Annotated in this window: 22 protein-coding genes; all 22 read left to right on the forward strand. The window is 54.0% G+C overall.

Features of this window, described 5'->3' with window-relative positions; all coding sequences use genetic code 11:
• The first annotated feature begins 34 nt into the window (after positions 1-34).
• The 22 genes from tsf to ispF all read left to right on the forward strand — a co-directional run bounded on the left by tsf (position 35) and on the right by ispF (position 21,004).
• Positions 35-955, forward strand: coding sequence for a translation elongation factor Ts (gene tsf / locus C1A10_RS07035; protein ID WP_101909573.1), 921 nt, complete (start codon positions 35-37; stop codon positions 953-955).
• Between the two features lie 157 nt (positions 956-1,112).
• Complete coding sequence (pyrH, locus tag C1A10_RS07040) at positions 1,113-1,826, forward strand: UMP kinase (RefSeq protein WP_101909574.1); 714 nt, start codon at positions 1,113-1,115, stop codon at positions 1,824-1,826.
• A gap of 2 nt (positions 1,827-1,828) precedes the next feature.
• Positions 1,829-2,383 carry a ribosome recycling factor gene (frr, locus tag C1A10_RS07045; protein WP_101909575.1) on the forward strand — a complete coding sequence of 185 codons (555 nt, stop codon included), beginning with the start codon at positions 1,829-1,831 and terminating at the stop codon, positions 2,381-2,383.
• A gap of 20 nt (positions 2,384-2,403) precedes the next feature.
• Entirely contained in the window at positions 2,404-3,132 is a 729-nt protein-coding gene (locus tag C1A10_RS07050; protein WP_101909576.1) for an isoprenyl transferase, read from the forward strand.
• 54 nt (positions 3,133-3,186) lie between these two features.
• The gene (locus tag C1A10_RS07055; RefSeq protein WP_180951033.1) at positions 3,187-4,032 is read left to right on the forward strand and encodes a phosphatidate cytidylyltransferase; all 846 of its coding nucleotides are present in this window, start codon (positions 3,187-3,189) and stop codon (positions 4,030-4,032) included.
• Between the two features lie 9 nt (positions 4,033-4,041).
• Positions 4,042-5,202 carry a 1-deoxy-D-xylulose-5-phosphate reductoisomerase gene (locus tag C1A10_RS07060; protein WP_101909578.1) on the forward strand — a complete coding sequence of 387 codons (1,161 nt, stop codon included), beginning with the start codon at positions 4,042-4,044 and terminating at the stop codon, positions 5,200-5,202.
• Between the two features lie 54 nt (positions 5,203-5,256).
• Positions 5,257-6,282 carry a M50 family metallopeptidase gene (locus tag C1A10_RS07065; RefSeq protein WP_180951034.1) on the forward strand — a complete coding sequence of 342 codons (1,026 nt, stop codon included), beginning with the start codon at positions 5,257-5,259 and terminating at the stop codon, positions 6,280-6,282.
• Between the two features lie 20 nt (positions 6,283-6,302).
• Positions 6,303-7,340, forward strand: a complete 1,038-nt coding sequence (gene ispG, locus C1A10_RS07070) for a flavodoxin-dependent (E)-4-hydroxy-3-methylbut-2-enyl-diphosphate synthase (RefSeq protein WP_101909580.1) — start codon at positions 6,303-6,305, stop codon at positions 7,338-7,340.
• Between the two features lie 35 nt (positions 7,341-7,375).
• A complete protein-coding gene (locus C1A10_RS07075; protein WP_101909581.1) occupies positions 7,376-11,713 on the forward strand; it encodes a PolC-type DNA polymerase III in 4,338 nt (1,445 codons plus the stop codon).
• Between the two features lie 96 nt (positions 11,714-11,809).
• Positions 11,810-13,003 carry an ATP phosphoribosyltransferase regulatory subunit gene (gene hisZ, locus C1A10_RS07080; RefSeq protein ID WP_101909582.1) on the forward strand — a complete coding sequence of 398 codons (1,194 nt, stop codon included), beginning with the start codon at positions 11,810-11,812 and terminating at the stop codon, positions 13,001-13,003.
• 15 nt (positions 13,004-13,018) lie between these two features.
• A complete protein-coding gene (hisG, locus tag C1A10_RS07085; protein WP_101909583.1) occupies positions 13,019-13,660 on the forward strand; it encodes an ATP phosphoribosyltransferase in 642 nt (213 codons plus the stop codon).
• On the forward strand, positions 13,657-14,946 hold the full coding sequence (hisD, locus tag C1A10_RS07090) for a histidinol dehydrogenase (protein ID WP_101909584.1): 1,290 nt from the start codon (positions 13,657-13,659) through the stop codon (positions 14,944-14,946). The genes hisG and hisD overlap by 4 nt, the downstream gene beginning before the upstream one ends.
• Positions 14,947-14,971: 25 nt before the next feature.
• Complete coding sequence (locus C1A10_RS07095; protein ID WP_101909585.1) at positions 14,972-16,024, forward strand: pyridoxal phosphate-dependent aminotransferase; 1,053 nt, start codon at positions 14,972-14,974, stop codon at positions 16,022-16,024.
• A 12-nt stretch (positions 16,025-16,036) separates the two neighbouring features.
• Positions 16,037-16,615 carry an imidazoleglycerol-phosphate dehydratase HisB gene (gene hisB / locus C1A10_RS07100; protein ID WP_101909586.1) on the forward strand — a complete coding sequence of 193 codons (579 nt, stop codon included), beginning with the start codon at positions 16,037-16,039 and terminating at the stop codon, positions 16,613-16,615.
• Between the two features lie 3 nt (positions 16,616-16,618).
• On the forward strand, positions 16,619-17,230 hold the full coding sequence (gene hisH, locus C1A10_RS07105) for an imidazole glycerol phosphate synthase subunit HisH (protein WP_101909587.1): 612 nt from the start codon (positions 16,619-16,621) through the stop codon (positions 17,228-17,230).
• Positions 17,227-17,952 carry a 1-(5-phosphoribosyl)-5-[(5-phosphoribosylamino)methylideneamino]imidazole-4-carboxamide isomerase gene (gene hisA, locus C1A10_RS07110; protein WP_101909588.1) on the forward strand — a complete coding sequence of 242 codons (726 nt, stop codon included), beginning with the start codon at positions 17,227-17,229 and terminating at the stop codon, positions 17,950-17,952. Before hisH ends, hisA begins: the two co-directional genes overlap by 4 nt.
• Positions 17,946-18,704 (forward strand): imidazole glycerol phosphate synthase subunit HisF, encoded by a 759-nt coding sequence (gene hisF / locus C1A10_RS07115; RefSeq protein ID WP_101909589.1) that lies wholly within the window; start codon positions 17,946-17,948, stop codon positions 18,702-18,704. The genes hisA and hisF overlap by 7 nt, the downstream gene beginning before the upstream one ends.
• Positions 18,705-18,707: 3 nt before the next feature.
• Positions 18,708-19,040, forward strand: a complete 333-nt coding sequence (hisI, locus tag C1A10_RS07120) for a phosphoribosyl-AMP cyclohydrolase (RefSeq protein WP_101909590.1) — start codon at positions 18,708-18,710, stop codon at positions 19,038-19,040.
• Entirely contained in the window at positions 19,033-19,359 is a 327-nt protein-coding gene (hisE, locus tag C1A10_RS07125; protein WP_101909591.1) for a phosphoribosyl-ATP diphosphatase, read from the forward strand. The genes hisI and hisE overlap by 8 nt, the downstream gene beginning before the upstream one ends.
• Positions 19,360-19,482: 123 nt before the next feature.
• Positions 19,483-19,740 carry an RDAC family protein gene (locus C1A10_RS07130; RefSeq protein ID WP_101909592.1) on the forward strand — a complete coding sequence of 86 codons (258 nt, stop codon included), beginning with the start codon at positions 19,483-19,485 and terminating at the stop codon, positions 19,738-19,740.
• 66 nt (positions 19,741-19,806) lie between these two features.
• Positions 19,807-20,553, forward strand: a complete 747-nt coding sequence (gene ispD / locus C1A10_RS07135) for a 2-C-methyl-D-erythritol 4-phosphate cytidylyltransferase (protein ID WP_242968856.1) — start codon at positions 19,807-19,809, stop codon at positions 20,551-20,553.
• Positions 20,525-21,004 (forward strand): 2-C-methyl-D-erythritol 2,4-cyclodiphosphate synthase, encoded by a 480-nt coding sequence (gene ispF, locus C1A10_RS07140; RefSeq protein ID WP_101909593.1) that lies wholly within the window; start codon positions 20,525-20,527, stop codon positions 21,002-21,004. Before ispD ends, ispF begins: the two co-directional genes overlap by 29 nt.
• Positions 21,005-21,070 lie beyond the last annotated feature (66 nt).

Genomic DNA, 21,070 nt, shown 5'->3' on the forward strand with positions numbered 1-21,070 from the left:
TTACCGGAAGAAAAAACGATACGGAGGAATTAAAATGGCATTTACCGCGAAGGATGTACAGTCCCTCAGAGAAAAAACCGGAGTCGGCATGATGGAATGCAAAAAGGCGCTTTCCGCATCCGACGGCGATATGGATAAAGCAATTGAAATCCTCAGAGAGAAAGGCCTCGCCGCCGCTGCCAAGAAATCCGGCAGAATTGCTGCCGAAGGCGTTGTTCTGGCGACTGTGGATGAAGCCACGAAAGTCGGCGTAGTCATCGAAGTCAACTCCGAGACGGATTTTGTTGCAAAAAATGAAAAATTTATGGAGTTCGTTGAGTCCTGTGCCAGGACTGTCGCGGCCAAGAAACCCGCCGACGTGGACGCGCTGCTGAAACTGCCTGCGGTCGGCCTGAATATGACCGTCGAAGAAGAACTGCGCGATAAGATCCTGACCATCGGCGAAAACATGAAGATTCGCCGCTTCGCGTATGCGGAAGGAACTGTCTGCACCTATGTGCACGGCGGCGGCCGCATCGGCGTCATGGTCAGCTTCGACACCGACCTTGCCGGCAAGGCCGAGTTCCAGGATTACGCGAAGGATGTCGCGATGCAGATTGCCGCGATCAATCCGCTTTATCTGGATGAAACCGCTGTTCCCGCTGAAGTGATTGAGAAAGAAAAAGAAATTCTCACTGTTCAGATTGCAAACGATGAAAAGCTCAAGAATAAGCCCGCTCAGATCATTGCAAAAATGGTCGAAGGCAGAGTCGGCAAGTATTACAAGGAAAACTGCCTTGTTGAGCAGCAGTTCGTAAAGAACGGCGACATCACAGTTGGCCAGTATACTGCCGAAACCGCCAAAAATCTCGGCGGTTCCATTAAAATCACCGGGTTTGTCCGCTATGAAAAAGGCGAAGGCCTTGAAAAGAGAGAGGACAACTTTGCTGATGAAGTTGCCGGAATGATTAAATAAGCGGTATTTTATGAAAGCCCGCCGGGGTTTCCCGGCGGGCTTTTTCTGATGAGAATCTGCCGATTGGTCTTTACTTTATTTTCTGGTTATTGTAAAATATATAAGATATAAGCACAAAATGAAAGTAGTCTGATTTTCATATATCTGGAGGTTGAAAATGCCTATTCAATATCGACGCATACTCTTAAAACTCAGCGGCGAGGCGCTTGCCGGCAGTAAAAAATTTGGAATTGACTACGATGTGGTATCCGCTATCTGCAGAAGTATTCAGAAAAGTGTGGAGATGGGTGCCCAGATCGGAATTGTTGTCGGTGGCGGGAATTTTTTCCGCGGGCGCAGCAGCGGGCAAATGCAGGACAGAACCCGCGCGGACCACATGGGAATGCTCGCTACCGTTATGAACGCGCTGGCGATTGCGGACGGGCTGGAAGCCCTGAATGTGCCGGTGCGCGTGCAGACCGCGATCACGATGCAGCAGATTGCGGAGCCGTATATCCGCAACCGGGCAATCCGCCACCTTGAAAAAGGGCGCGTCGTCATTTTCGGCTGCGGGACGGGCAACCCGTTTTTCTCGACCGATACCGCGTCTGCGCTTCGTGCCGCTGAAATTGAGGCGGATATTATGATGAAGGCCACGATGGTGGACGGCGTTTATGACCGCGACCCGAACCGTTTTGCGGACGCGGTAAAATATGATGAGATTTCCTTCCAGGAGATTCTGGAGAAACAGCTTGGTGTGATGGACAGCACCGCGGCAGCCCTCTGCAAGGAAAACCATATCCCTGTGCTTGTGTTTAGTCTTTCCGATTCCGACCACATTGTGGAAGCAATCGAAGGCAAAAATATTGGAACAATCGTTAAGGAGGCATAATCATGAACGAAAAGGTAAAGTTCTATAACGAAAAGATGGAAAAAACCATCCACGCGCTGGAAAAGGAATATGGCGCAATCCGTGCGGGCAGAGCCAATCCCGCCGTGCTGGACAAAATCATGGTTGACTATTATGGAACACCTACCCAGATTCAGTCCATGGCTGCCATTTCTGTTGCGGAGGCAAGAATTCTTGTCATTCAGCCGTGGGACAAATCCACCTTGAAAGCGATTGAAAAGGCGATTCAGACCTCCGACCTTGGAATTAACCCCGCAAACGACGGAACTGTGCTGCGTATTGTCTTCCCACAGCTGACAGAGGAACGCAGAAAAGACATCTGTAAACAGGTCCGCAAAGAAGCGGAAGAAGCCAAAGTTGCAATCCGTTCGATCCGCCGTGATGCAAACGAAAAGTTCAAGGCGATGAAAAAGGCCAGTGAAATCAGTGAAGACGAGCAGAAGGACCTCGAGGATTCTACCCAGAAACTGACGGATAAATTCTGCAAAACGATTGACGACCTTTCGGCCAAAAAAGAAAAGGAAATCCTTGAGATCTGATTCCAGAACGGAGTTGTCAAATGGCACAATCATTGCTTGCGCATGTGCCGGCGGATACGCTGCCGGCACATATCGGGATTATTATGGACGGCAACGGCAGATGGGCGACCAAGCGGGGATTGCCCCGCAGCGCCGGCCACAAGCAGGGCGCCGATACATTCAGTAAAATTGCAAGACACTGCAGGGAAATTGGCATCCCGTTTCTGACCGCCTATGCTTTCTCCACGGAAAACTGGCGGCGTCCGGCTGATGAAGTCGGCGAAATCATGGGACTGCTGCGCAGGTATCTGAAGGATACGAAGCTGCATCAGGATGAAAATGCGAGAATTTGCTTTTTGGGCGACAGGGAGCCGCTTGCGGACGATATCAAAGAGATGATGGAACAGGTTGAGCACGAAAGCGCTCACCGGACAGGCATTACGATCAATCTGGCGCTGAATTACGGAGGGCGGGACGAGATCATTCATGCGGTTCGCCGCCTTTCCGCCCAATGTGCTTCCGGCGAATTCAAGCCGGAGGACATTGATGAAGACCTGCTGTCAAGGCAGCTTTATACCGCGGGGCAGCCGGACCCCGATCTGATTATCCGCCCCAGCGGAGAGATGCGCACTTCCAATTTTCTTTTATGGCAGTCCGCCTATTCGGAACTGGTCTTTATGGATGTGTTATGGCCGGACTTTACGCCGGCACATCTGGATCACGCAATTCTGGAGTATCTGAACCGCACCCGGCGCTTCGGCGGCATTTAATGCGGCCGCGTATTTCCAATGGCGCATCGTGCATGCGGCAGAATGGAGCTTTTTATGAAAACAAGAGTCATCAGTTCGTTAATCGGACTGGTTGTCCTGATTCTGGTATTGCTGATGTTCAATACGATCGTGCTGAATATTGCGGTGGCGGTGATTTCTCTGATTGCTGTGTATGAATTACTCTGCGCCACCGGATGCCGTCAGTATCGCGTCCTTTTTTTCCTGTCTATGACATTTGCCGCTTTGGTTCCATTTTTCCCGGTTCGCTTTGTTGCGCAGAACCTGATGGTGATCTGTTATGTCTATGTATTGGCGGTTTTCCTGCTCCTTTTAAAGACGCATGAACATCTGCGCGTCGAGCAGGTGGCAATCAGCGTGATGTGCAGCCTGCTGATCCCGTTTTCGCTGACGACACTTGTATATCAGCGGGACAGCCATGGTGCAACACTTGGGATTTTTTATGTGCTGATCTCTCTGGGCAGCGCATGGCTTTCTGATACAGGGGCTTATTTCGCGGGGCGCGCTTTCGGCCGCCGCAAGCTGGCGCCTCAGATCAGCCCTAAGAAAACGGTGGAAGGAGCGATTGGCGGCGCTGTTTTTGCGGCGTTCACCATGCTGTTCGTCGCGTGGCTGTATGCGTTGATGGTGTCTTATGTAGGATATGAAATGGATGTTTTTTATCTGAGACTTCTTTGCATGATGCCCGCTTTAACGGCGGTCAGCATTTTGGGAGATTTGTCGGCATCGGTGATTAAACGCCAGTTCGGGGTTAAGGACTATGGGTCTATCATGCCGGGCCACGGCGGCGTCATGGATCGTTTTGACAGCGCTTTGACAGTGGCGCCTCTTGTCTATCTGATCAGCCAGTGGATTCCGCTGGCACAGCTTGTGGTAAAGTGAGGTCCCCTATTGAAAAAAATTGCTTTATTGGGGTCAACCGGTTCCATCGGTACCCAGACATTGTTTTCCTGTAAGAATTTGGGATATCAGGTGAACGTTCTCGCGGCAAACAGGAATGTATCACTTTTGGAGCGGCAGGCGAGGGAGTTCACCCCTCGCTATGTTGCAATTATGGATAAAAACGCGTATTCCGATCTGAAAACCCGGCTTGCGGATACTTCTGTCCGCCTGCTGGCCGGTGCGGATGGTTTGTGTGAAGCGGCAGCACTTGACGGCAACGAGCTTGTGTGCAACGCCGTAACCGGTATAGCCGGCCTCCGGCCTACGCTTGCGGCGCTGGAAGCCGGCAAGACCCTGGCCCTTGCCAATAAGGAAACGCTGGTCGCCGGGGGAAAACTCGTTTTGGAGACGGCGGCAAAAAACGGCGTAAAAATTCTGCCGGTGGACAGCGAGCATAGCGCCATTTTCCAGTGCCTGCAGGGAAACGAACAAAAATCTTTACGCAAGATCATCCTCACCGCGTCGGGCGGCCCGTTCCGGGGGAAAACTTATGCGGAACTGGAAGGAATGACCCGCATGGACGCGCTGCGCCATCCAAACTGGTCCATGGGCGCAAAAATCACGGTGGATTCCGCCACGCTTATGAATAAGGGGCTCGAATTTATCGAAGCCATGTGGTTGTTTGATTTGGCTCCGGAGCAGATTGAAGTGGTCGTGCACCCGCAGAGTGTGCTTCATTCGGCGGTGGAATATGAGGACGGTTCGGTCATCGGGCAGTTGGGCGTACCGGATATGCGGATTCCGATTCAATACGCGCTGACCTATCCCCATCGCGCGCCGAGCGGTGTGAAGCCGCTTTCCTTAACGGAATGCAGCAGCCTGACCTTTGAAAAGCCGGATATTGATACTTTCGTCTGCTTAAAATATTGCATTGAGGCGATTCGCAGGGGCGGGCTGTATCCCTGCGCGGTAAACGGTGCCAATGAACAGGCAGTGGCGCTGTTCCTTGAGGGTAAACTTGGCTTTAACGGCATTGGGCGCTGTGTGAAGCATGTGCTGGACAACCTCAAGTGTGAATCACAGGGTGCCTATACATTGGAGCAGGTGCTGGAAACCGACCTTGCCGCGCGGGAGCAGGTGCTGGCATATTGCCGGGGAAATCGAGAATAGTATATAGGGGCGGGATGCCCCTATTTCGTTCTGATGGAAAATGAGAGGTTTCGTATGAATATTGTCTTTCAGGTAATCATAGCGGTTTTGGTGTTCGGGGTTTTGATTTTTGTACATGAGCTCGGGCACTTTACAGTCGGCAAGCTTTCCGGCATGCGTGTCAACGAATTTGCAATCGGTATGGGCCCCGCGATTTGGCACAGGCAGAAGGGGGAAACCAAATATGCGCTGCGCCTTTTTCCGATCGGCGGTTATGTAGCGGTGGAAGGGGAGGACGAAGACAGCTCCGACCCCAGGGCGTTCTGCAATGTCCGCCTTTGGAAACGGATTCTGTTTGTCTGCGCCGGGGCAATCATGAACCTTTTGCTGGGATTTGTCATTTTGTCGATTCTGGTGGGCCTGCGCACTTCGCTCCCGACCACGATTGTCTCCGATTTCCGGGAGGGCGCGACGAGCAACGCTTACCTCCAACGCTACGATAAAATCCTCAAAATCAACGGAAACAGCGTTTTTACCGCGAATGACGTTACGTTTTCCATGATCAGCGATAAGGATGGGATTGTGGATTTTACGGTCCTGCGGGATGGTAAAAAGCTGGAGATTCCGGGCATAGACTTCGGCATGCAGGTAGAGGAGGACGGAACCCGCCTGATCAATCTGGATTTTTACGTGTTTTCCGCGCAGAAAACTTTTTGGGGCAGTGTGAAGTACACGTTCCTGTGGATGTTCTCCATTGTCCGGCAGGTTTGGCTTTCGCTGGCGAATTTGCTGACGGGGAATTTCACGATGTCCGAATTGTCGGGTCCCGTGGGGGTTTCCACAGCAATCGGGCAGGCGAGTTCGGCCGGTATGGGCACGCTTCTGCTGCTCATTGGGTTTATTACGGTCAATATCGGCGTTTTTAACCTGCTGCCGGTTCCGGCTTTGGATGGCGGACGCCTGATTTTCCTGCTGATTGAACTGATTTTACGCCGCCCGGTCAATCCGAAATACGAGGGCTATGTGCATGCCGCCGGTTTTGTCGCCCTGATGGGGCTGATGCTGGTGGTTACGTTTAATGATATTGTAAGACTTTTTTAGCGGACAGATAGGATGGTAACATGTCAAGGACAGTGAAAGTAGGAAACAGAACCATCGGCGGCGGCGCGCCGGTCACCGTGCAGTCGATGCTGAATATTCCGGCGGAAGATCTGGAAGGGAGCGTCCGGCAGGCAAAGGCGCTGGAAGCGGCGGGCTGTGAAATCATCCGCGCGGCGGTGCCTGACCTGAACGCGGTCAGGCTGATTCCCGCGCTCAAGCAGGCGGTAAAGGTTCCGGTGGTGGCGGATATCCATTTTGATTACCGCATCGCTTTGGAATGCGTGGCGGCAGGGGTGGATAAAATCCGAATCAATCCCGGCAACATCGGGGACGACAGCCGCGTGAAGCAGGTTGCGGACGCGTGCCGGACAGCGGGCATCCCGATTCGAATCGGCGTCAATTCAGGCTCGGTGGAAAAGCAGCTTCTTGCGAAATACGGCTCCCCGACCCCGCAGGCGCTGGTAGACAGCGCGCTCTACCATGTGCGCCTTCTGGAAAAATATGATTTCCGGGACATTGTGATTTCCATGAAATCGTCCAACGTGCCGGATATGATTGCGGCCTATCGTCTGGCGGCACAGCAGACCGACTATCCGCTGCACCTCGGCGTGACAGAAGCCGGAACCAGCAGGATGGGCCTCATTAAAAGCGCGGTCGGCATCGGCTCGCTTTTGTGCGACGGCATCGGGGATACGATTCGTGTTTCGCTGACCGCCGACCCCGTTGAGGAAGTCTATGCCGCGCGGGATATTCTCAAAGCGATCGGCAGACCGGGGTGCGGCGTGCAGATCATCTCCTGCCCGACCTGCGGGCGCACCAAAATCGATTTGATCCCCCTTGCGGACAAGGTGGAAAAAGCGCTGTCCGGATGCCGCAAGGACCTCAAGGTAGCGGTGATGGGCTGCATTGTCAACGGGCCGGGAGAAGCCCGCGAGGCCGATATCGGCATTGCCGGCGGAAACGGCGAAGCGCTGCTGTTTAAAAAGGGCATAGTTGTTGGCAAATACCCCGAGAGCGAAATATTGAAGATTCTTCTTCATGAGATAGAAACTATGTAATCTTTGAGAAATAGATCTGTTTGGAGTGTTGTACCTTGGCATCGTTTATGGAAATTTTTGGCGGATATCTGACAACACCGCCAAACGGGGGGCTCCTGTGCGGAGAAGTCTGCGGCCTGACCATTTGGCAGGAAAAACGGGAAATGACTGTCCGGCTGAGTCTGGATGAGCTGCAGCCCTATTCGGAGCTGGCGCAGCTCCAGCGCAGCCTCTGCGCTACCCTGCAGCTACACGAAGTACATATCTGCCCCAGTTATCCGTCAAAGCTGTTTACCTGCGACTATGTTCCCGAAATCATTGCGCGTCTCGGGAACATGGGTGTGCCGGTCAACGGCTTTTTCAATGGCTGCAAATGCGATTATATCGGCTCGACACTGCGCATTTACCTGACGCATGGCGGGCAGGAACTTTTGGAGGGAATCCACTGTGCAAACCGAATTGCGCAGGTTATTGCCGAAGAATTCTCCCTTTCGCTTCAAGTGGAGTTTGACGGCGTGCTGGAGGTTGCACCGGACAGTGCGTTATATCAGGATGTGGTGGAGAAGGTTCGCCCTGCGCCGATCGCCTATGTGCCGCCCGCGCCGCAGGACAAGCCCGCGGATTCCGTGGCTGCCGAGCGCCCTGCGCCCGCGAAGCTCAGTTTTGACGCGGAATCTTTGCCGTTTGAGCCGAATTCCATGGTGGCGCTTTACGGAAATCCCCCAAAGGGAAAACCGCAGGAGATGGCGCAGGTCAATATTGAAAGCGGAGCGGTCACTGTCTGGGGCGACGTGTTTAAAATAGACCGCCGGACAAGCCGTGATGAAAAAACATTGATTCTTTCCATCTATTTTACCGATTATACCGGTTCTTACTGCGCGAAAGTGATCGGACGCTTTGATAAAAAAATGAAGGACCTTGACGAACTCAAGGAGGGCAATACCGTAGTTATGCACGGCATGATTGAGTTTGATCGCTTCGATCATGAAAACGTCCTGCGCCCGGACAGTATCGCTGTGGTGAAAAAGACAGTGCGGCGGGATTTAAGCGAAGAGAAGCGGGTTGAACTGCATATGCACTCCAATATGTCCGCCATGGACGGCATGACGCCCGCCGCCAAACTGGTACAGCGCGCGTATGAATTCGGGCATAAAGCGGTTGCCATCACCGACCATGGCGTGGCGCAGGCCTTCCCGGACTGCATGAATGCGGTTGGAAAAATTCGAAAGGGCGGCGGCAATATCAAAGTCATCTATGGGGTGGAAGCATACTTTGTAGATGATGTGGTACATGCCGTCAGCGGGACGGCACAGCGGGGATTTGAGGAAGAAATCATCGTATTCGACATTGAGACGACCGGCTTGTCGGCCGCGACCGAGCGCATTACGGAAATCGGCGCGGTGAAGCTGCGGGGCGGCGAAATCGTCGACCGGATGGACACATTTGTCAATCCGGAGCGCGCGATTCCGTATGAGATCACAAAGCTGACTGGAATTACCGATGATGATGTGCGCAGTGCTCCCTCGGAAAAAGAGGCACTGAACCTGTTTTACGAGTTCTGCGGAGGCGACGACGCGGTGCTTGTCGCGCATAACGCCCCGTTTGATACCAGCTTTATCAGACAGGCGGCAAAGCGCAGCGGCGTGGGATATCGATTTACTGCCGTTGACACGGTGGTGATGTCCCGCTCTTTGTTTCCGGAACTGAAACGGCATAAGCTCGACCTTGTTGCAAAGCATCTGGGGCTGGAAGACTTCAACCACCACCGTGCCTGCGACGATGCGGAGATTCTCGCGAAGATCTTTCAGAAGATGATGGGCATTTTGAAAACGCAGAAAGGCTGTGACTGCATCGAACGAATCAATACTTCGCTTGCCGCAGTTGACGTCAAAAAATCGCCGATCTATCACCAGATTCTGCTGGTGCGCAACTACGAAGGGCTTCGCAACCTCTACCGGCTGATCTCCCTTTCCCATCTGGATTACTACGCCAAGAAGCCCCGTATCCCGAAAAGCAAACTGATGGAGTACAGGGAGGGGCTTCTGGTGGGGAGCGCCTGCGAAGCCGGACAGCTTTACAGGGCAATTACAGAGGGAAAAAGCTGGGGAGACCTCTGCGAACTCGCAAAATTCTATGATTATCTGGAAATTCAACCGCTTGGGAACAACGAATTTATGGTGCGCAGCAATCAGGTTCCGAGTGTGGATACGCTGAAAGAATATAACGAAACGATTGTGAAACTCGGTGAAAAGCTGCATATTCCGGTTGTCGCAACCTGCGACGTCCATTTTCTGGACGCCGGCGACGCGAAATTCCGCGCGATCCTGATGGCGGGCATGGGGTTCTCCGATGCCGACCAGCAGGCTCCGCTGTTTTTGCGCACCACCGATGAAATGCTCAAAGAGTTTGCCTATCTCGGTGCCGAAAAAGCGCACGAAGTGGTCATTGCCAACACCAATCTGATCGCCGATATGATTGAGGAGATCAAGCCGATTCCGGACGGAACGTTTACGCCGACCATCCCAGGTTCGGACGAAGATATTCAGCGTATCACCTGGGAAAAAGCAAAATCCATGTACGGTTATGAAGGGCAGGTTCCCGAGCTTGTGGAGAAGCGTCTCAACCGGGAGCTTGGATCGATTATCAAACATGGTTTCGCGGTTCTGTATATGATCGCGCAGAAGCTGGTGGCCAAGAGCGAGGAGGGGGGCTACCATGTCGGTTCCCGTGGCTCCGTCGGCTCTTCGTTTGTCGCGACGATGGCGGGCATCTCCGAAGTGAACCCGCTTCCGCCGCACTATTACTGCCCGAACTGCAGGCACAGCGAATTTATCACCGACGGGTCGGTGGGTTCCGGTTTTGACCTGCCGGAGAAAGTTTGCCCCAAGTGCGGGACAACCTATAAGCAGGACGGCCACGATATCCCGTTTGAAACGTTCCTCGGATTCGACGGTGATAAGGCGCCGGATATCGACCTGAACTTTTCCGGCGAGTACCAGTCGCAGATTCACAAATACACCGAAGAGCTGTTCGGCTCCACCCACGTATTTAAGGCGGGCACGATTTCTACTGTTGCGGAAAAGACCGCCTATGGCTTTGTCAAAAAATACGCGCAGGAACGCGGGCTGGTGATGACCCGCGCGGAAGAGGAACGCCTTGCATTGGGCTGTACGGGTGTCAAACGCACGACCGGGCAGCACCCCGGCGGCATGGTTGTCGTGCCCTCCAACCATGAGGTTTACGACTTTACGGCGGTGCAGCGCCCGGCGGATGACGCGACATCCGATATTACTACCACCCATTTCGACTTCCACTCCCTGCACGACACGATTCTGAAGCTGGATGAGCTTGGCCACGATGTTCCGACCATGTATAAGTATCTTGAAGACATGACAGGCATCAATGTCAATGACGTTCCGATGAACGACCGGAAGGTGATGAGCCTTTTTGTGTCCACCGAGGCGCTCGGCGTCACGGAGGAGGAGATTGGCTGCAACACCGGGACGCTGGGCATCCCGGAGTTTGGCACCAACTTTGTACGGGGCATGCTGATTGAAGCGCAGCCGAAGAATTTTTCCGACCTGCTCCAGATTTCCGGGCTTTCGCATGGCACGGATGTTTGGCTTGGCAACGCGCAGGAGCTGATCAAAAACAAGACCTGCACGATTTCCAACGTGATCGGAACGCGTGACAGTATCATGACCTACCTGCTCCACAAAGGTCTGGAACCCAAAATGGCGTTTAAAATCATGGAAATTACCCGTAAGGGCAACGCCCCCCGCCTGCTGACCGAGGAGCACATGAATGCGATGCGGGAGCATGGCGTCCCGCAGTGGTATATCGACAGCTGCCTGAAGATCAAATACATGTTCCCGAAGGCACATGCCGCGGCCTATGATATCGCGTCCATCCGGCTGTGCTGGTTCAAGGTTTACCACCCGCTGGCGTTTTACGCGGTCATCTTTACCGTCCGCGGGGATGATTTTGACGCTGAGGCGGCAGTCGCGGGTAAGCAGGCCACGCGCAATAAGATGCAGAATCTGATTGCCATGGGAAACGAGCGCTCGGCAAAAGACGACGGCGTTCTGACGATGCTCCAGATTATCCATGAGTGTCAGGCGCGTGGCATCCAGTTCCTGCCGGTCGACTTATATCAATCCCATTTCAATATTTATCAGGTTGAGGACGGAAAGATCCGTTTGCCCTTTATGGCGTTAAAAGGGGTCGGGGAAGCGGCGGCAAAGAACCTGTGGGAAGCGGCCCAGAAAGAGGTCTTTATCTCTGCGGATGATATTGTAAATCGCACCGGTGTTTCAAAATCGGTGATTGAAATGCTGAAAAGCATGGGGGCATTAGGTGACCTGCCTGAAACATCACAGGTTTCTTTTTTCTAATTCAACAAAAAATGCAGGGGAAAACGGTTGACAGCATGAATTCAATGTGCTAATATATTAGCAAGCTAAAGCAATGCACGACAGCTGGAGGTTTCTATGAAACGCTACAATAAGAGTACTCCCGACGGCACGCGCGACCTTCTTTTTGAGGAATGCGAGGCGCGGGATGAAGCGGTATTCCGCCTGACGGCGATGTTCCGCTCCCGCGGCTACCGGCAGGTCATGACCCCGGCAATCGAATTTTACGATGTGTTCGGGTCATCCGGTACTTATTTCCCGCAGGAAAATATGTATAAACTGACTGATAACCGCGGCCGGCTGATGGTGATGCGGCCCGACTGCACGATTCCCATCGCAAGACTGGCGGCGACCCGCCTGACAGCCATGCCGATGCCGCTGCGGCTGTATTACAGCCAGAATGTTTACCGAATGGGACATGACGAGCGCGGCAAGCGGGATGAAATCTTCCAGACAGGCGTGGAACTGATCGGCAGCAATTCGCTGCGCAGTGATCTGGAAATCGTGGAGCTTGCGGCTTCCGGGCTTTCGGACCTGAACGGGGAGAGCTTCCGCCTTGAAATTTGCCACATCGGCTACTTTAGGGCGCTGATTGACAGCCTTGATACCGATGACGCGACAAAAGAGGAAATCCGTCAGAGCGTGGAACAGAAAAATTACGCGGCGCTCAACGACCTGCTCGAGCAGTTTGGCTCCAGCAAAGCGGCGGCGGCGCTCAAATATCTGCCCAGGCTGTTTGGCGGGGAAGAGGTCTTTGAGAAAGCCTACTCCCTGTTTGATGAAAACGGCGCGAAGGAAAGCCTGGATTACCTGAAATCGATCTATGAAGACCTTTGTCAGCTCGAGCTGGAAGACCGTGTGCTCATTGATCTCGGGCTGGTCAATCAGGCGGAATATTACACGGGGATCATCTTCCGGGGCTATCTGGACGGGATTGGGGAGCCGGTCTTATCCGGCGGGCGCTATGACAACCTGATTCATGATTTCGGCGTCAGCCTTTCCGCCACAGGGTTTGCGGTAACGGTTGACCTGGTAACCGGGGCTGTCGGGCATCCCGCACAGAAGGTGCCGGATATTCTGGTGTTTGCGGACGAAAACCATCTGCCGCAGGCGATCAACTATATCAAATCCCTGGCGCAGAATGGTCTGACAGTGGAAAACTGCGTATTGGACGATTTTGAAGCCGCCGCCGACTATGCTCGCCGCCGCGGAATTGCACAGCTGCATGTCGTGGATGACGAGATTGAACTCATTGATGTGGATACGCTGTAAGGGGAGGGCTGTCAGATGAAACCGATTCGGATTGCCCTCACAAAGGGCAGGCTGGAAGAAAAAAGTATCGAGCTGTTTGAACAGCTGGGCTATGACTGCACAGCGGTGCGGGAAAAGGGCAGAAAACTGATTCTTCCGCTGGCGAATGCCAATATTGAAATTGTGCTGGCCAAAGCGGCCGATGTTGTCACTTATGTGGAAAACGGCGTATGCGATATCGGAGTCGTGGGCAAAGATACCATCATGGAGAAAGGCGGCACCTTTTATGAGGTCGCCGACCTCGGGTTTGGAAAATGCCGGTTTGCGCTGGCTGTTCCAAAGGGCGTTGATTTTTATGAAGGCTATCACACCCGCTGCATTGCGTCCAAGTATGTGAATGTGACCCGTACGTTTTTTGAGCGTAAAAACATGGACGTCAACATTGTAAAGATTGAAGGGTCCGTCGAACTGGCGCCCATTCTCGGCCTTTCCGACGCAATCGTGGACATCGTGGAGACCGGAACGACGTTAAAGGAGAACGGGCTGGTCATCGCGGAATACGTGTGCGACATCAGCGCGCGGATGATCGTGAATATCGCCAGCCTGAAACTGCGAAAAAATGAGATTGAGCCGTTCATCAACCGGATCGAGCGGTATTTGGAAGGGGAAGCGGAATGATCAATGTTGTCAGGACGGACGGAAACGCGGAAAAGGAACTGCTTTCCACACTCCGAAGCCGCAGTGGCAAAGTGAATGAGGAAGTTACAAAGACCGTTTCGGGCATCATCAGCGATGTGCGCGAGCAGGGGGATGCCGCCGTGCGGGCGTATACCAATCGGTTTGACGGGCATTGCCCTGAAGTTTTTGAGGTGGACAGGGAGCTCATCAACGACGCGCTGACAGAGGCGGACTCCGCGTTTGTCGACGCGCTGCTCAACGCGATGGAGAACATTTCCGTGTTTCACCAGAGGCAGAAACAGCAGGGCTTTATTGATGCAAAGCCAAACGGCGTTATTATGGGGCAGCGAATCCGGGGGCTTGACCGGGTGGGGCTTTATGTGCCCGGCGGCACTGCGGCCTATCCCTCTACCGTGCTGATGAACTGTGTGCCGGCAAAAATTGCGGGTGTGCGCGAATTAATTATGGTGACCCCGCCGCGTAAGGACGGCACCGCGAATCCCGACATTTTGGTCGCTGCCGCGGTAGCGGGCGTTGACCGCGTGTTCCTGATGGGAGGCGCACAGGCGGTCGCCGCGCTTGCTTTCGGAACCGAAACCGTCCCGAAGGTGGATAAAATCGTGGGCCCCGGTAACATTTTTGTGGCGACCGCGAAAAAATTGCTGTACGGCGTTGTCGACATCGACATGATTGCGGGGCCGAGCGAAATTCTGATTATTGCCGATGAATCCGCGAACCCCGTTTATCTGGCGGCGGATTTGATGAGCCAGGCGGAGCACGATGTTCTGGCCTCCTCCATCCTGCTGACGACCAGTGAAACGGTCGCCGATGCGACAGCCGCGGAGCTGGAACGGCAGGTTGCCGCGCTGCCCCGCGCGGAGATTATCCAAAAAGCGCTCACAGACTACGGGGTGATCATGATCTGCCAAAATCAGCAGGAAATGATTGATCTTGCCAATGAGCTGGCGCCCGAGCATCTTGAGGTGATGACCGCCAACCCGTTTGACTATCTGGGAAAACTGGATAATGCGGGCAGTGTTTTCCTCGGTCAATATGCGCCCGAACCGCTGGGGGACTATTATGCCGGCCCCAACCATGTCCTCCCGACCTCCGGGACTGCCCGCTTTTTCTCTCCTCTGGGCGTGGACAGTTTCATTAAAAAATCCAGCTACATTTATTATACGGAAGACGCTCTGTGTGAAGCAAAAGACGATATCCTTCTGATTGCCGGAAAGGAACAGCTGACGGCACATGCGAATTCGATTCAGGTGCGGTTTCCTTTGTAAAGTGCTTTGAAAAGGAGTGTTTCCCATGTACCAGCTTCCCCAAAAGCTGCAGGCTCTGGTGCCTTATGAGCCGCTCACAGGCAGTTATCCGGTTCGGGCGGATGCAAACGAGAGCTTTTTGGCTCCGCCCACAGGTCTGCGTGTGCAGATTGCCAAGGTCGTCTCCTCCCTTGATTTTAACCGCTATCCGGACCCGAACTGTACGGAACTCTGCAGGCGGTTCGCCGATTTTTTTGGGCTTGAGGAAAAGCATATCGTCGCCGGAAACGGGTCGGACGAATTAATCGGGCTGATTATTTCATCGTTTACCTCCGCCGGGGAATCTATGGCTGTGGTCAGCCCCGACTTTTCCATGTATGCGTTCTATGCGCAGATGAACGGCGTGCGGGTCGAGACTTTTTCCAAGGAAGATTCCGGACTGGCGCTTGACGCGGATGCGCTGATTGCGTTTGCAAAAGAAAAGCAGGTTTCCCTGCTGATTCTCTCCAACCCCTGCAACCCTACGTCGCTTGCGGCTTCGCGGGAGGAAATCCTGAACATTGTGGACAGCCTCGACTGCCTCGTGGTGATTGACGAGGCCTATATGGATTTTGCGGAAGGCTCTATTCTGGATATTGCCGACAGCCGCGACAATCTCATCGTGCTCAAGACCTGTTCCAAGGCCTTTGGCATGGCGGCAATCCGGCTGGGGTTCGCCGTGGCGAACCAGACCATAATCAATGCAATCCGTGCGGTGAAGTCGCCCTATAACGTCAATTCCATGACGCAGGCGGTCGGCTGCCTTCTGCTGGAACAGAAAGACTATCTCCAGGATTGTATTCGGCAGATCAAAGATTCCCGGGACACGCTTTATCAGATGATTTGCGGGCTGAGGCAGGAAAAACAGGAAATTCTGGAGGTCGCCAATACCCGCGCAAACTTTGTATTCCTCAGGCTGACCGAGCCTGAACAAGTGTTCCGGGCAATGCTCGGCAGAGGAATCGCCGTGCGCTGTTTGGGGCGTTATCTGCGGATATCCGCCGGCAGCGAAGCGGAAAACAAGGCAATTTTGGCCGTTCTGTGTGATATTTTAAAGTAGGAGGGAACGAACGTGAGGGAATGTACCATACGCCGCGCTACAAAGGAAACGGATATCACGCTTTCTGTCAATCTGGATGGAACGGGCTGTTTTTCCGGTTCCTCCGGTATCGGTTTTTTTGACCACATGCTGACCGCTTTCGCTGTTCACAGCGGGATCGATCTTACTTTGCAGATGACCGGGGACCTGGAGGTAGACTGCCATCATTCGGTGGAGGATGTGGGCATTGTGCTGGGACAGGCATTTGCGCAGCTTCTGACAGACAAAAGCGCGATCGCGCGCTACGGCAGCTTTTTCATTCCCATGGACGAATCGCTCGCGTTCTGTTCTCTTGACATCAGCGGACGCCCGTTCCTTGTGTTCGACTGTGCGTTTACAAATCCGTCCATCGGCAGTTTCGACTGCTGCATGGCCGGGGAGTTTTTCCGGGCGTTCGCTATGAATGCGGGGATGACCCTGCATATCCGCCTCCTGTACGGTGAAAATGACCACCACAAGGCCGAGGCGGTCTTTAAGGCGGCGGCACACGCGCTGAAAGCGGCAATCTTGCCGAACACCGGCGGGATTCTTTCTTCCAAGGGGGTGCTGTAACGGATGATCGCAATCATCGACTATGGCGCGGGCAACCTGTTCAGCGTCAGGAATGCCTTGGAGTATCTGAAGATCGAACACACCATTTCTGCCGATCCGGCTGTTCTGGAAGCGGCCGATGAGCTGATTTTGCCGGGGGTAGGCGCGTTTCCCGATGCGATGAGAATGCTGCGGGAATCCGGTCTGGTGCCCGTTATCCGGGAACAGGCGGCGAAAAAGCCGCTGCTGGGCATCTGTCTCGGCATGCAGCTGTTGTTTGAAAAAGGCGTTGAGTTTGAAGAGACGGAAGGTCTCGGGCTGATTGAGGGCAGCGTCCGGCTGATTGACGCGGGCGGGCTGAAAATTCCGCATATGGGCTGGAATGATCTGACGGTGCTCAACCCCTGTGCGCTGACTGTTGAAACCCAAAACGGGGATTATGTCTATTTCGTTCATTCCTATCGCGCCGAAACACCCGATGAAACTATTTCCTGCTACACGAACTACCACGAGCGCATCCCCGCACTGGTACACCGCGGGCTTATTTACGGGGCGCAGTTCCATCCGGAAAAAAGCGGATCGGTGGGTCTGGCGATGCTTCGAAATTTCGCGGGACTGGCAGGTGAACGGAAATGATTGTTTTGCCGGCAATTGATATACAGGGCGGCAACTGTGTGCGCCTGCTTAAGGGGGATTTCTCCACTGCACATAAGGTCGCGGAGAATCCGGAGGACACGGCTGCGGGCTTTCGCGCGGCGGGAGCGTCGTGGATTCATATGGTCGATCTCGACGGCGCGAAAAACGGCGGTGTCGTCAACGCGCCGGTATTTTTGAAGATCGCGGCCGCTTCCGGCCTGAAAGTCGAACTGGGCGGGGGCATCCGCACGATGGAGACGGTCTCTTATTATCTGGAAAACGGCGTTTCCCGCGTGATTCTCGGTTCCGTGGCGGTGAAAAATCCCGCGCTGGTGCGGGAAGCGGCAGAAAGATATGGGGACCGCATCGCGGTCGGGATTGACGCCAAAAACGGGATGGTCGCGACGGAAGGCTGGCTGGACACCAGCAGCGTTTCCTATCTGGAGCTTGCGAAGAAAATGGAGCAGGCCGGGGTTAAAACCATCATTTTTACCGATATTTCAAAAGACGGCACGCTGCAGGGCGTCAATATGGAGCAGCTTGCTTTGATCAATGAAGCGGTCTCCTGCGACATCATCGCCAGCGGCGGCGTGCGCGATCTGCATGACATCGCCGCCTGCAAGAAGCTGGGGCTCTATGGCGTCATCTGCGGGAAATCCATTTACTGCGGCAGTCTTTCACTGCCGGATGCGATAGAAATGGCGGGTGAACAGACATGCTAGCAAAAAGGATTATTCCCTGCCTGGACGTGCAGAACGGGAAAGTGGTCAAAGGCGTGAACTTTGTCGGTATCCGCGAGGTGGGGGACCCGGTGGAATGCGCCGTGGAATACGACCGTCAGGGTGCGGATGAGATCACCTTTTTAGACATCACTGCGACCCATGAGGGGCGCAGCACCATGATCGACGTGGTGCGCAATACCGCCCGCAGGGTATTTGTGCCGCTGACTGTGGGGGGCGGCATCCGCACCGTAGACGATTTCCGGGAAATCCTGCGTGCCGGAGCGGATAAAATTTCTGTAAATTCCGCCGCGGTACGCAATCCCCAGCTGATTCACGACGCCGCGGAACGGTTCGGCAGCCAGTGCGTGGTGGTTGCCATCGACGCGAAGCGCCGCCCTGACGGCGGCTTTACCGTGGTCGTGAACGGCGGGCGCATTGATATGAAGCTGGACGCAATCGAATGGGCCAAGACCTGCGAACAGCTTGGCGCGGGGGAAATTCTGCTGACTTCCATGGATACCGACGGCTGCCGGAACGGCTTTGACCTGGAACTGACCAACGCTGTCACAGAGGCGGTCCATATTCCTGTGATTGCGTCCGGCGGCTGTGGTTCGCTGGAGCACTTTTCCGAAGTCTTTGAAAAGACCGGGGCCGACGCGGCGCTTGCCGCTTCCCTGTTTCATTTCCGGGAACTGACGGTGGAACAGGTCAAGGATCACCTGACGTCCCGCCGCATTCCGGTCAGGAGGTAAGCTATGAAAGATCTGGACCGTTATTTTCAAAAATCCGAACTCATTCCCGCGATTGTGCAGGAGGCGGGCAGCGGCGAGGTGCTGATGCTCGCCTATATGAACCGGGAGAGCCTGCAAAAAACCTTCGAAACGGGGTATACTTGGTTTTACAGCCGTTCCCGTCAGGAGCTTTGGAACAAAGGCGCGACTTCCGGGCACCTGCAAAAGGTGGTGGATTTGCGTGCCGACTGCGATGACGATACGCTGCTGGTGACTGTGATACAAACCGGAAACGCCTGCCATACGGGTGCGCACAGCTGTTTTTTTAAAGAAATTTGGAGGGATACCGATGAATGATGTGCTGAAAGGGCTTTATGAAGTGGTGCTTGAGCGCCGCGACCACCCACAGGAAGGTTCCTACACCTGCTATCTGTTTGAAAAAGGGCTGGATAAAATCCTGAAAAAATGCGGAGAGGAATGCAGTGAAGTCATTATTGCCGCCAAAAACAGAAAAAATGAGGATACCGCGGAAGAAATCTGTGATCTGCTTTACCACCTGCTGGTGATGATGGCGCAGCAGGACATCCCGCTGGAACAGATCGAAAGCATTCTCGAAACCCGCAGGCAGAAAATCGGAAATCTGAAAACGTTCCATGAAAGCGACCATAATTCCTGATGACTGTCCCGGCAGAAGATTCTGAGCAATTCTGGAAACAGAATTGCTCTTTTTCGTTATTGTTGCTATAATGAAAACAGCACAAATGAGGCCGCTTTCGGCTGGGAAGATGTGATACATTCCATGATACAAGTGATCTCCATCAATATGATTTTGGAACTGAATCAGCTGCTTCGCGACAAGGGGCTGATGTTTCAGGTACATCTGCGGGATGCCTGCGGCAGGCAGTCCATGTGGGCGGAAGCTTTGGACCCCCATGCATTCGAGAATTCGGGACGGCTGTTTTATCAGGAATTGGAAGCCTATTTTTCCCGGCACAAAATGGGAATTTCCTATGCGCCGGACAGGATGACATTTTGGATTTTGCCGGAGAAAAAATAGAGCCTGCAAAAAATGCGCTCTTTTTTCCCGGCGGGGGTGTAGGATAATCAGTAGGGAGGAATCGATATGGCTGGAAAACGAATGCAGATCAAAAAGCCCTATATAGCTGCCATTATTGCGGCGGCCGGTTCGGCTGCGCGGATGAACGGGCTGGACAAGCAATTTGAAGAGATTGACGGGGTGCCTGTTCTTGTCCGCTCGATGTTGGCGCTTTCCGACAGCGATTGGGTTGATGAACTGGTCGTTGTGGTCAGGCAGAGGGATATTCCTGACCTATACGCTTTAATCAGGGCTTATGCAGTCCCGAAAGTGCGCTCGGTGGTAGTTGGCGGAGAGACCCGGCAGCAGTCGGTCAGGAACGGGGTGGCGGCTGTCAGCGAGGAAACGCAGTATATCGCTGTGCATGACGGGGCGCGCCCGTTTGTCACCCAGCAGGTGATTGCGGACACGGTACTGGACGGTGTGCGTTACGCCGCCGCCGCCGCGGCTGTGCCTGTGGTGGACACGATCAAACTGGCGGATGCCGACGGCAAAATCATCAGCACGCCGGACAGAAATCGTCTCTTCGCGGTGCAGACGCCGCAGGTATTTGAAATCGGCAGTTACCGGGAGGCGTCTGAGGAGGCGCAAAAGGTCGGAAAGGACTATACCGATGATTGCCAGATGCTGGAGGCAATCGGCAAGCCTGTGTACCTGTCGCGGGGCGACAGCTCAAACCTGAAAATAACAACGCCCGCCGATTTGATTTTTGCGCAGGCAATCGCGATGGAACTGGAGGAACGGAATGGATTTCAGAATCGGGCATGGCTATGATGCGCACCGTCTGACACCGGACAGGGCGCTGATTCTCGGCGGCGTGGAAATTCCCTATGAGCGCGGCCTTCTGGGACATTCGGACGCCGATGTGCTGACGCATGCCGTGATGGATGCGATCCTCGGGGCGCTGGCCATGGGCGATATCGGGACCCTGTTTCCGGACAGCGACCCTGCCTACAAAGGCATCTGCAGCATTAAGCTGCTGGCAAAGGTCCGGATGCTTATGGAAGATATGGGATGGGAAATTGGCAATCTGGACGCAACCGTGGTTGCACAGGCGCCCAAATTGAAGCCATACATTGAACAGATGCGCGGAATTTTGGCGCAGGCCTGCGCATGCAGGCTTGAAGATATCAATATAAAAGCCACAACGGAGGAGCATATGGGCTTCACGGGCAGCGGAGAGGGAATCTGCGCCCACGCTGTCTGCCTGCTTTCCCGCCGGTAGTTCGTGGCAGATGATTTTCCCCCGGCATAAGATGATACAGCGGCACTCTGTTGTACCGCTGTATTT

This window comes from Marasmitruncus massiliensis, from assembly GCF_900186535.1.
GTDB lineage: Bacteria > Bacillota > Clostridia > Oscillospirales > Ruminococcaceae > Anaerotruncus > Anaerotruncus massiliensis_A.

Coding starts and splice junctions, on each gene's coding strand:
- ispG (WP_101909580.1), top strand. CDS start 6,303: ATGTCAAGGACAGTGAAAGTAGGAAACAGAACCATCGGCGGCGGCGCG.
- tsf (WP_101909573.1), top strand. CDS start 35: ATGGCATTTACCGCGAAGGATGTACAGTCCCTCAGAGAAAAAACCGGA.
- ispD (WP_242968856.1), top strand. CDS start 19,807: ATGGCTGGAAAACGAATGCAGATCAAAAAGCCCTATATAGCTGCCATT.
- C1A10_RS07095 (WP_101909585.1), top strand. CDS start 14,972: ATGTACCAGCTTCCCCAAAAGCTGCAGGCTCTGGTGCCTTATGAGCCG.
- hisG (WP_101909583.1), top strand. CDS start 13,019: ATGAAACCGATTCGGATTGCCCTCACAAAGGGCAGGCTGGAAGAAAAA.
- hisF (WP_101909589.1), top strand. CDS start 17,946: ATGCTAGCAAAAAGGATTATTCCCTGCCTGGACGTGCAGAACGGGAAA.
- ispF (WP_101909593.1), top strand. CDS start 20,525: ATGGATTTCAGAATCGGGCATGGCTATGATGCGCACCGTCTGACACCG.
- C1A10_RS07130 (WP_101909592.1), top strand. CDS start 19,483: ATGATACAAGTGATCTCCATCAATATGATTTTGGAACTGAATCAGCTG.
- frr (WP_101909575.1), top strand. CDS start 1,829: ATGAACGAAAAGGTAAAGTTCTATAACGAAAAGATGGAAAAAACCATC.
- hisH (WP_101909587.1), top strand. CDS start 16,619: ATGATCGCAATCATCGACTATGGCGCGGGCAACCTGTTCAGCGTCAGG.
- hisI (WP_101909590.1), top strand. CDS start 18,708: ATGAAAGATCTGGACCGTTATTTTCAAAAATCCGAACTCATTCCCGCG.
- hisZ (WP_101909582.1), top strand. CDS start 11,810: ATGAAACGCTACAATAAGAGTACTCCCGACGGCACGCGCGACCTTCTT.
- C1A10_RS07050 (WP_101909576.1), top strand. CDS start 2,404: ATGGCACAATCATTGCTTGCGCATGTGCCGGCGGATACGCTGCCGGCA.
- hisD (WP_101909584.1), top strand. CDS start 13,657: ATGATCAATGTTGTCAGGACGGACGGAAACGCGGAAAAGGAACTGCTT.
- hisE (WP_101909591.1), top strand. CDS start 19,033: ATGAATGATGTGCTGAAAGGGCTTTATGAAGTGGTGCTTGAGCGCCGC.
- C1A10_RS07055 (WP_180951033.1), top strand. CDS start 3,187: ATGAAAACAAGAGTCATCAGTTCGTTAATCGGACTGGTTGTCCTGATT.
- C1A10_RS07065 (WP_180951034.1), top strand. CDS start 5,257: ATGAATATTGTCTTTCAGGTAATCATAGCGGTTTTGGTGTTCGGGGTT.
- pyrH (WP_101909574.1), top strand. CDS start 1,113: ATGCCTATTCAATATCGACGCATACTCTTAAAACTCAGCGGCGAGGCG.
- hisA (WP_101909588.1), top strand. CDS start 17,227: ATGATTGTTTTGCCGGCAATTGATATACAGGGCGGCAACTGTGTGCGC.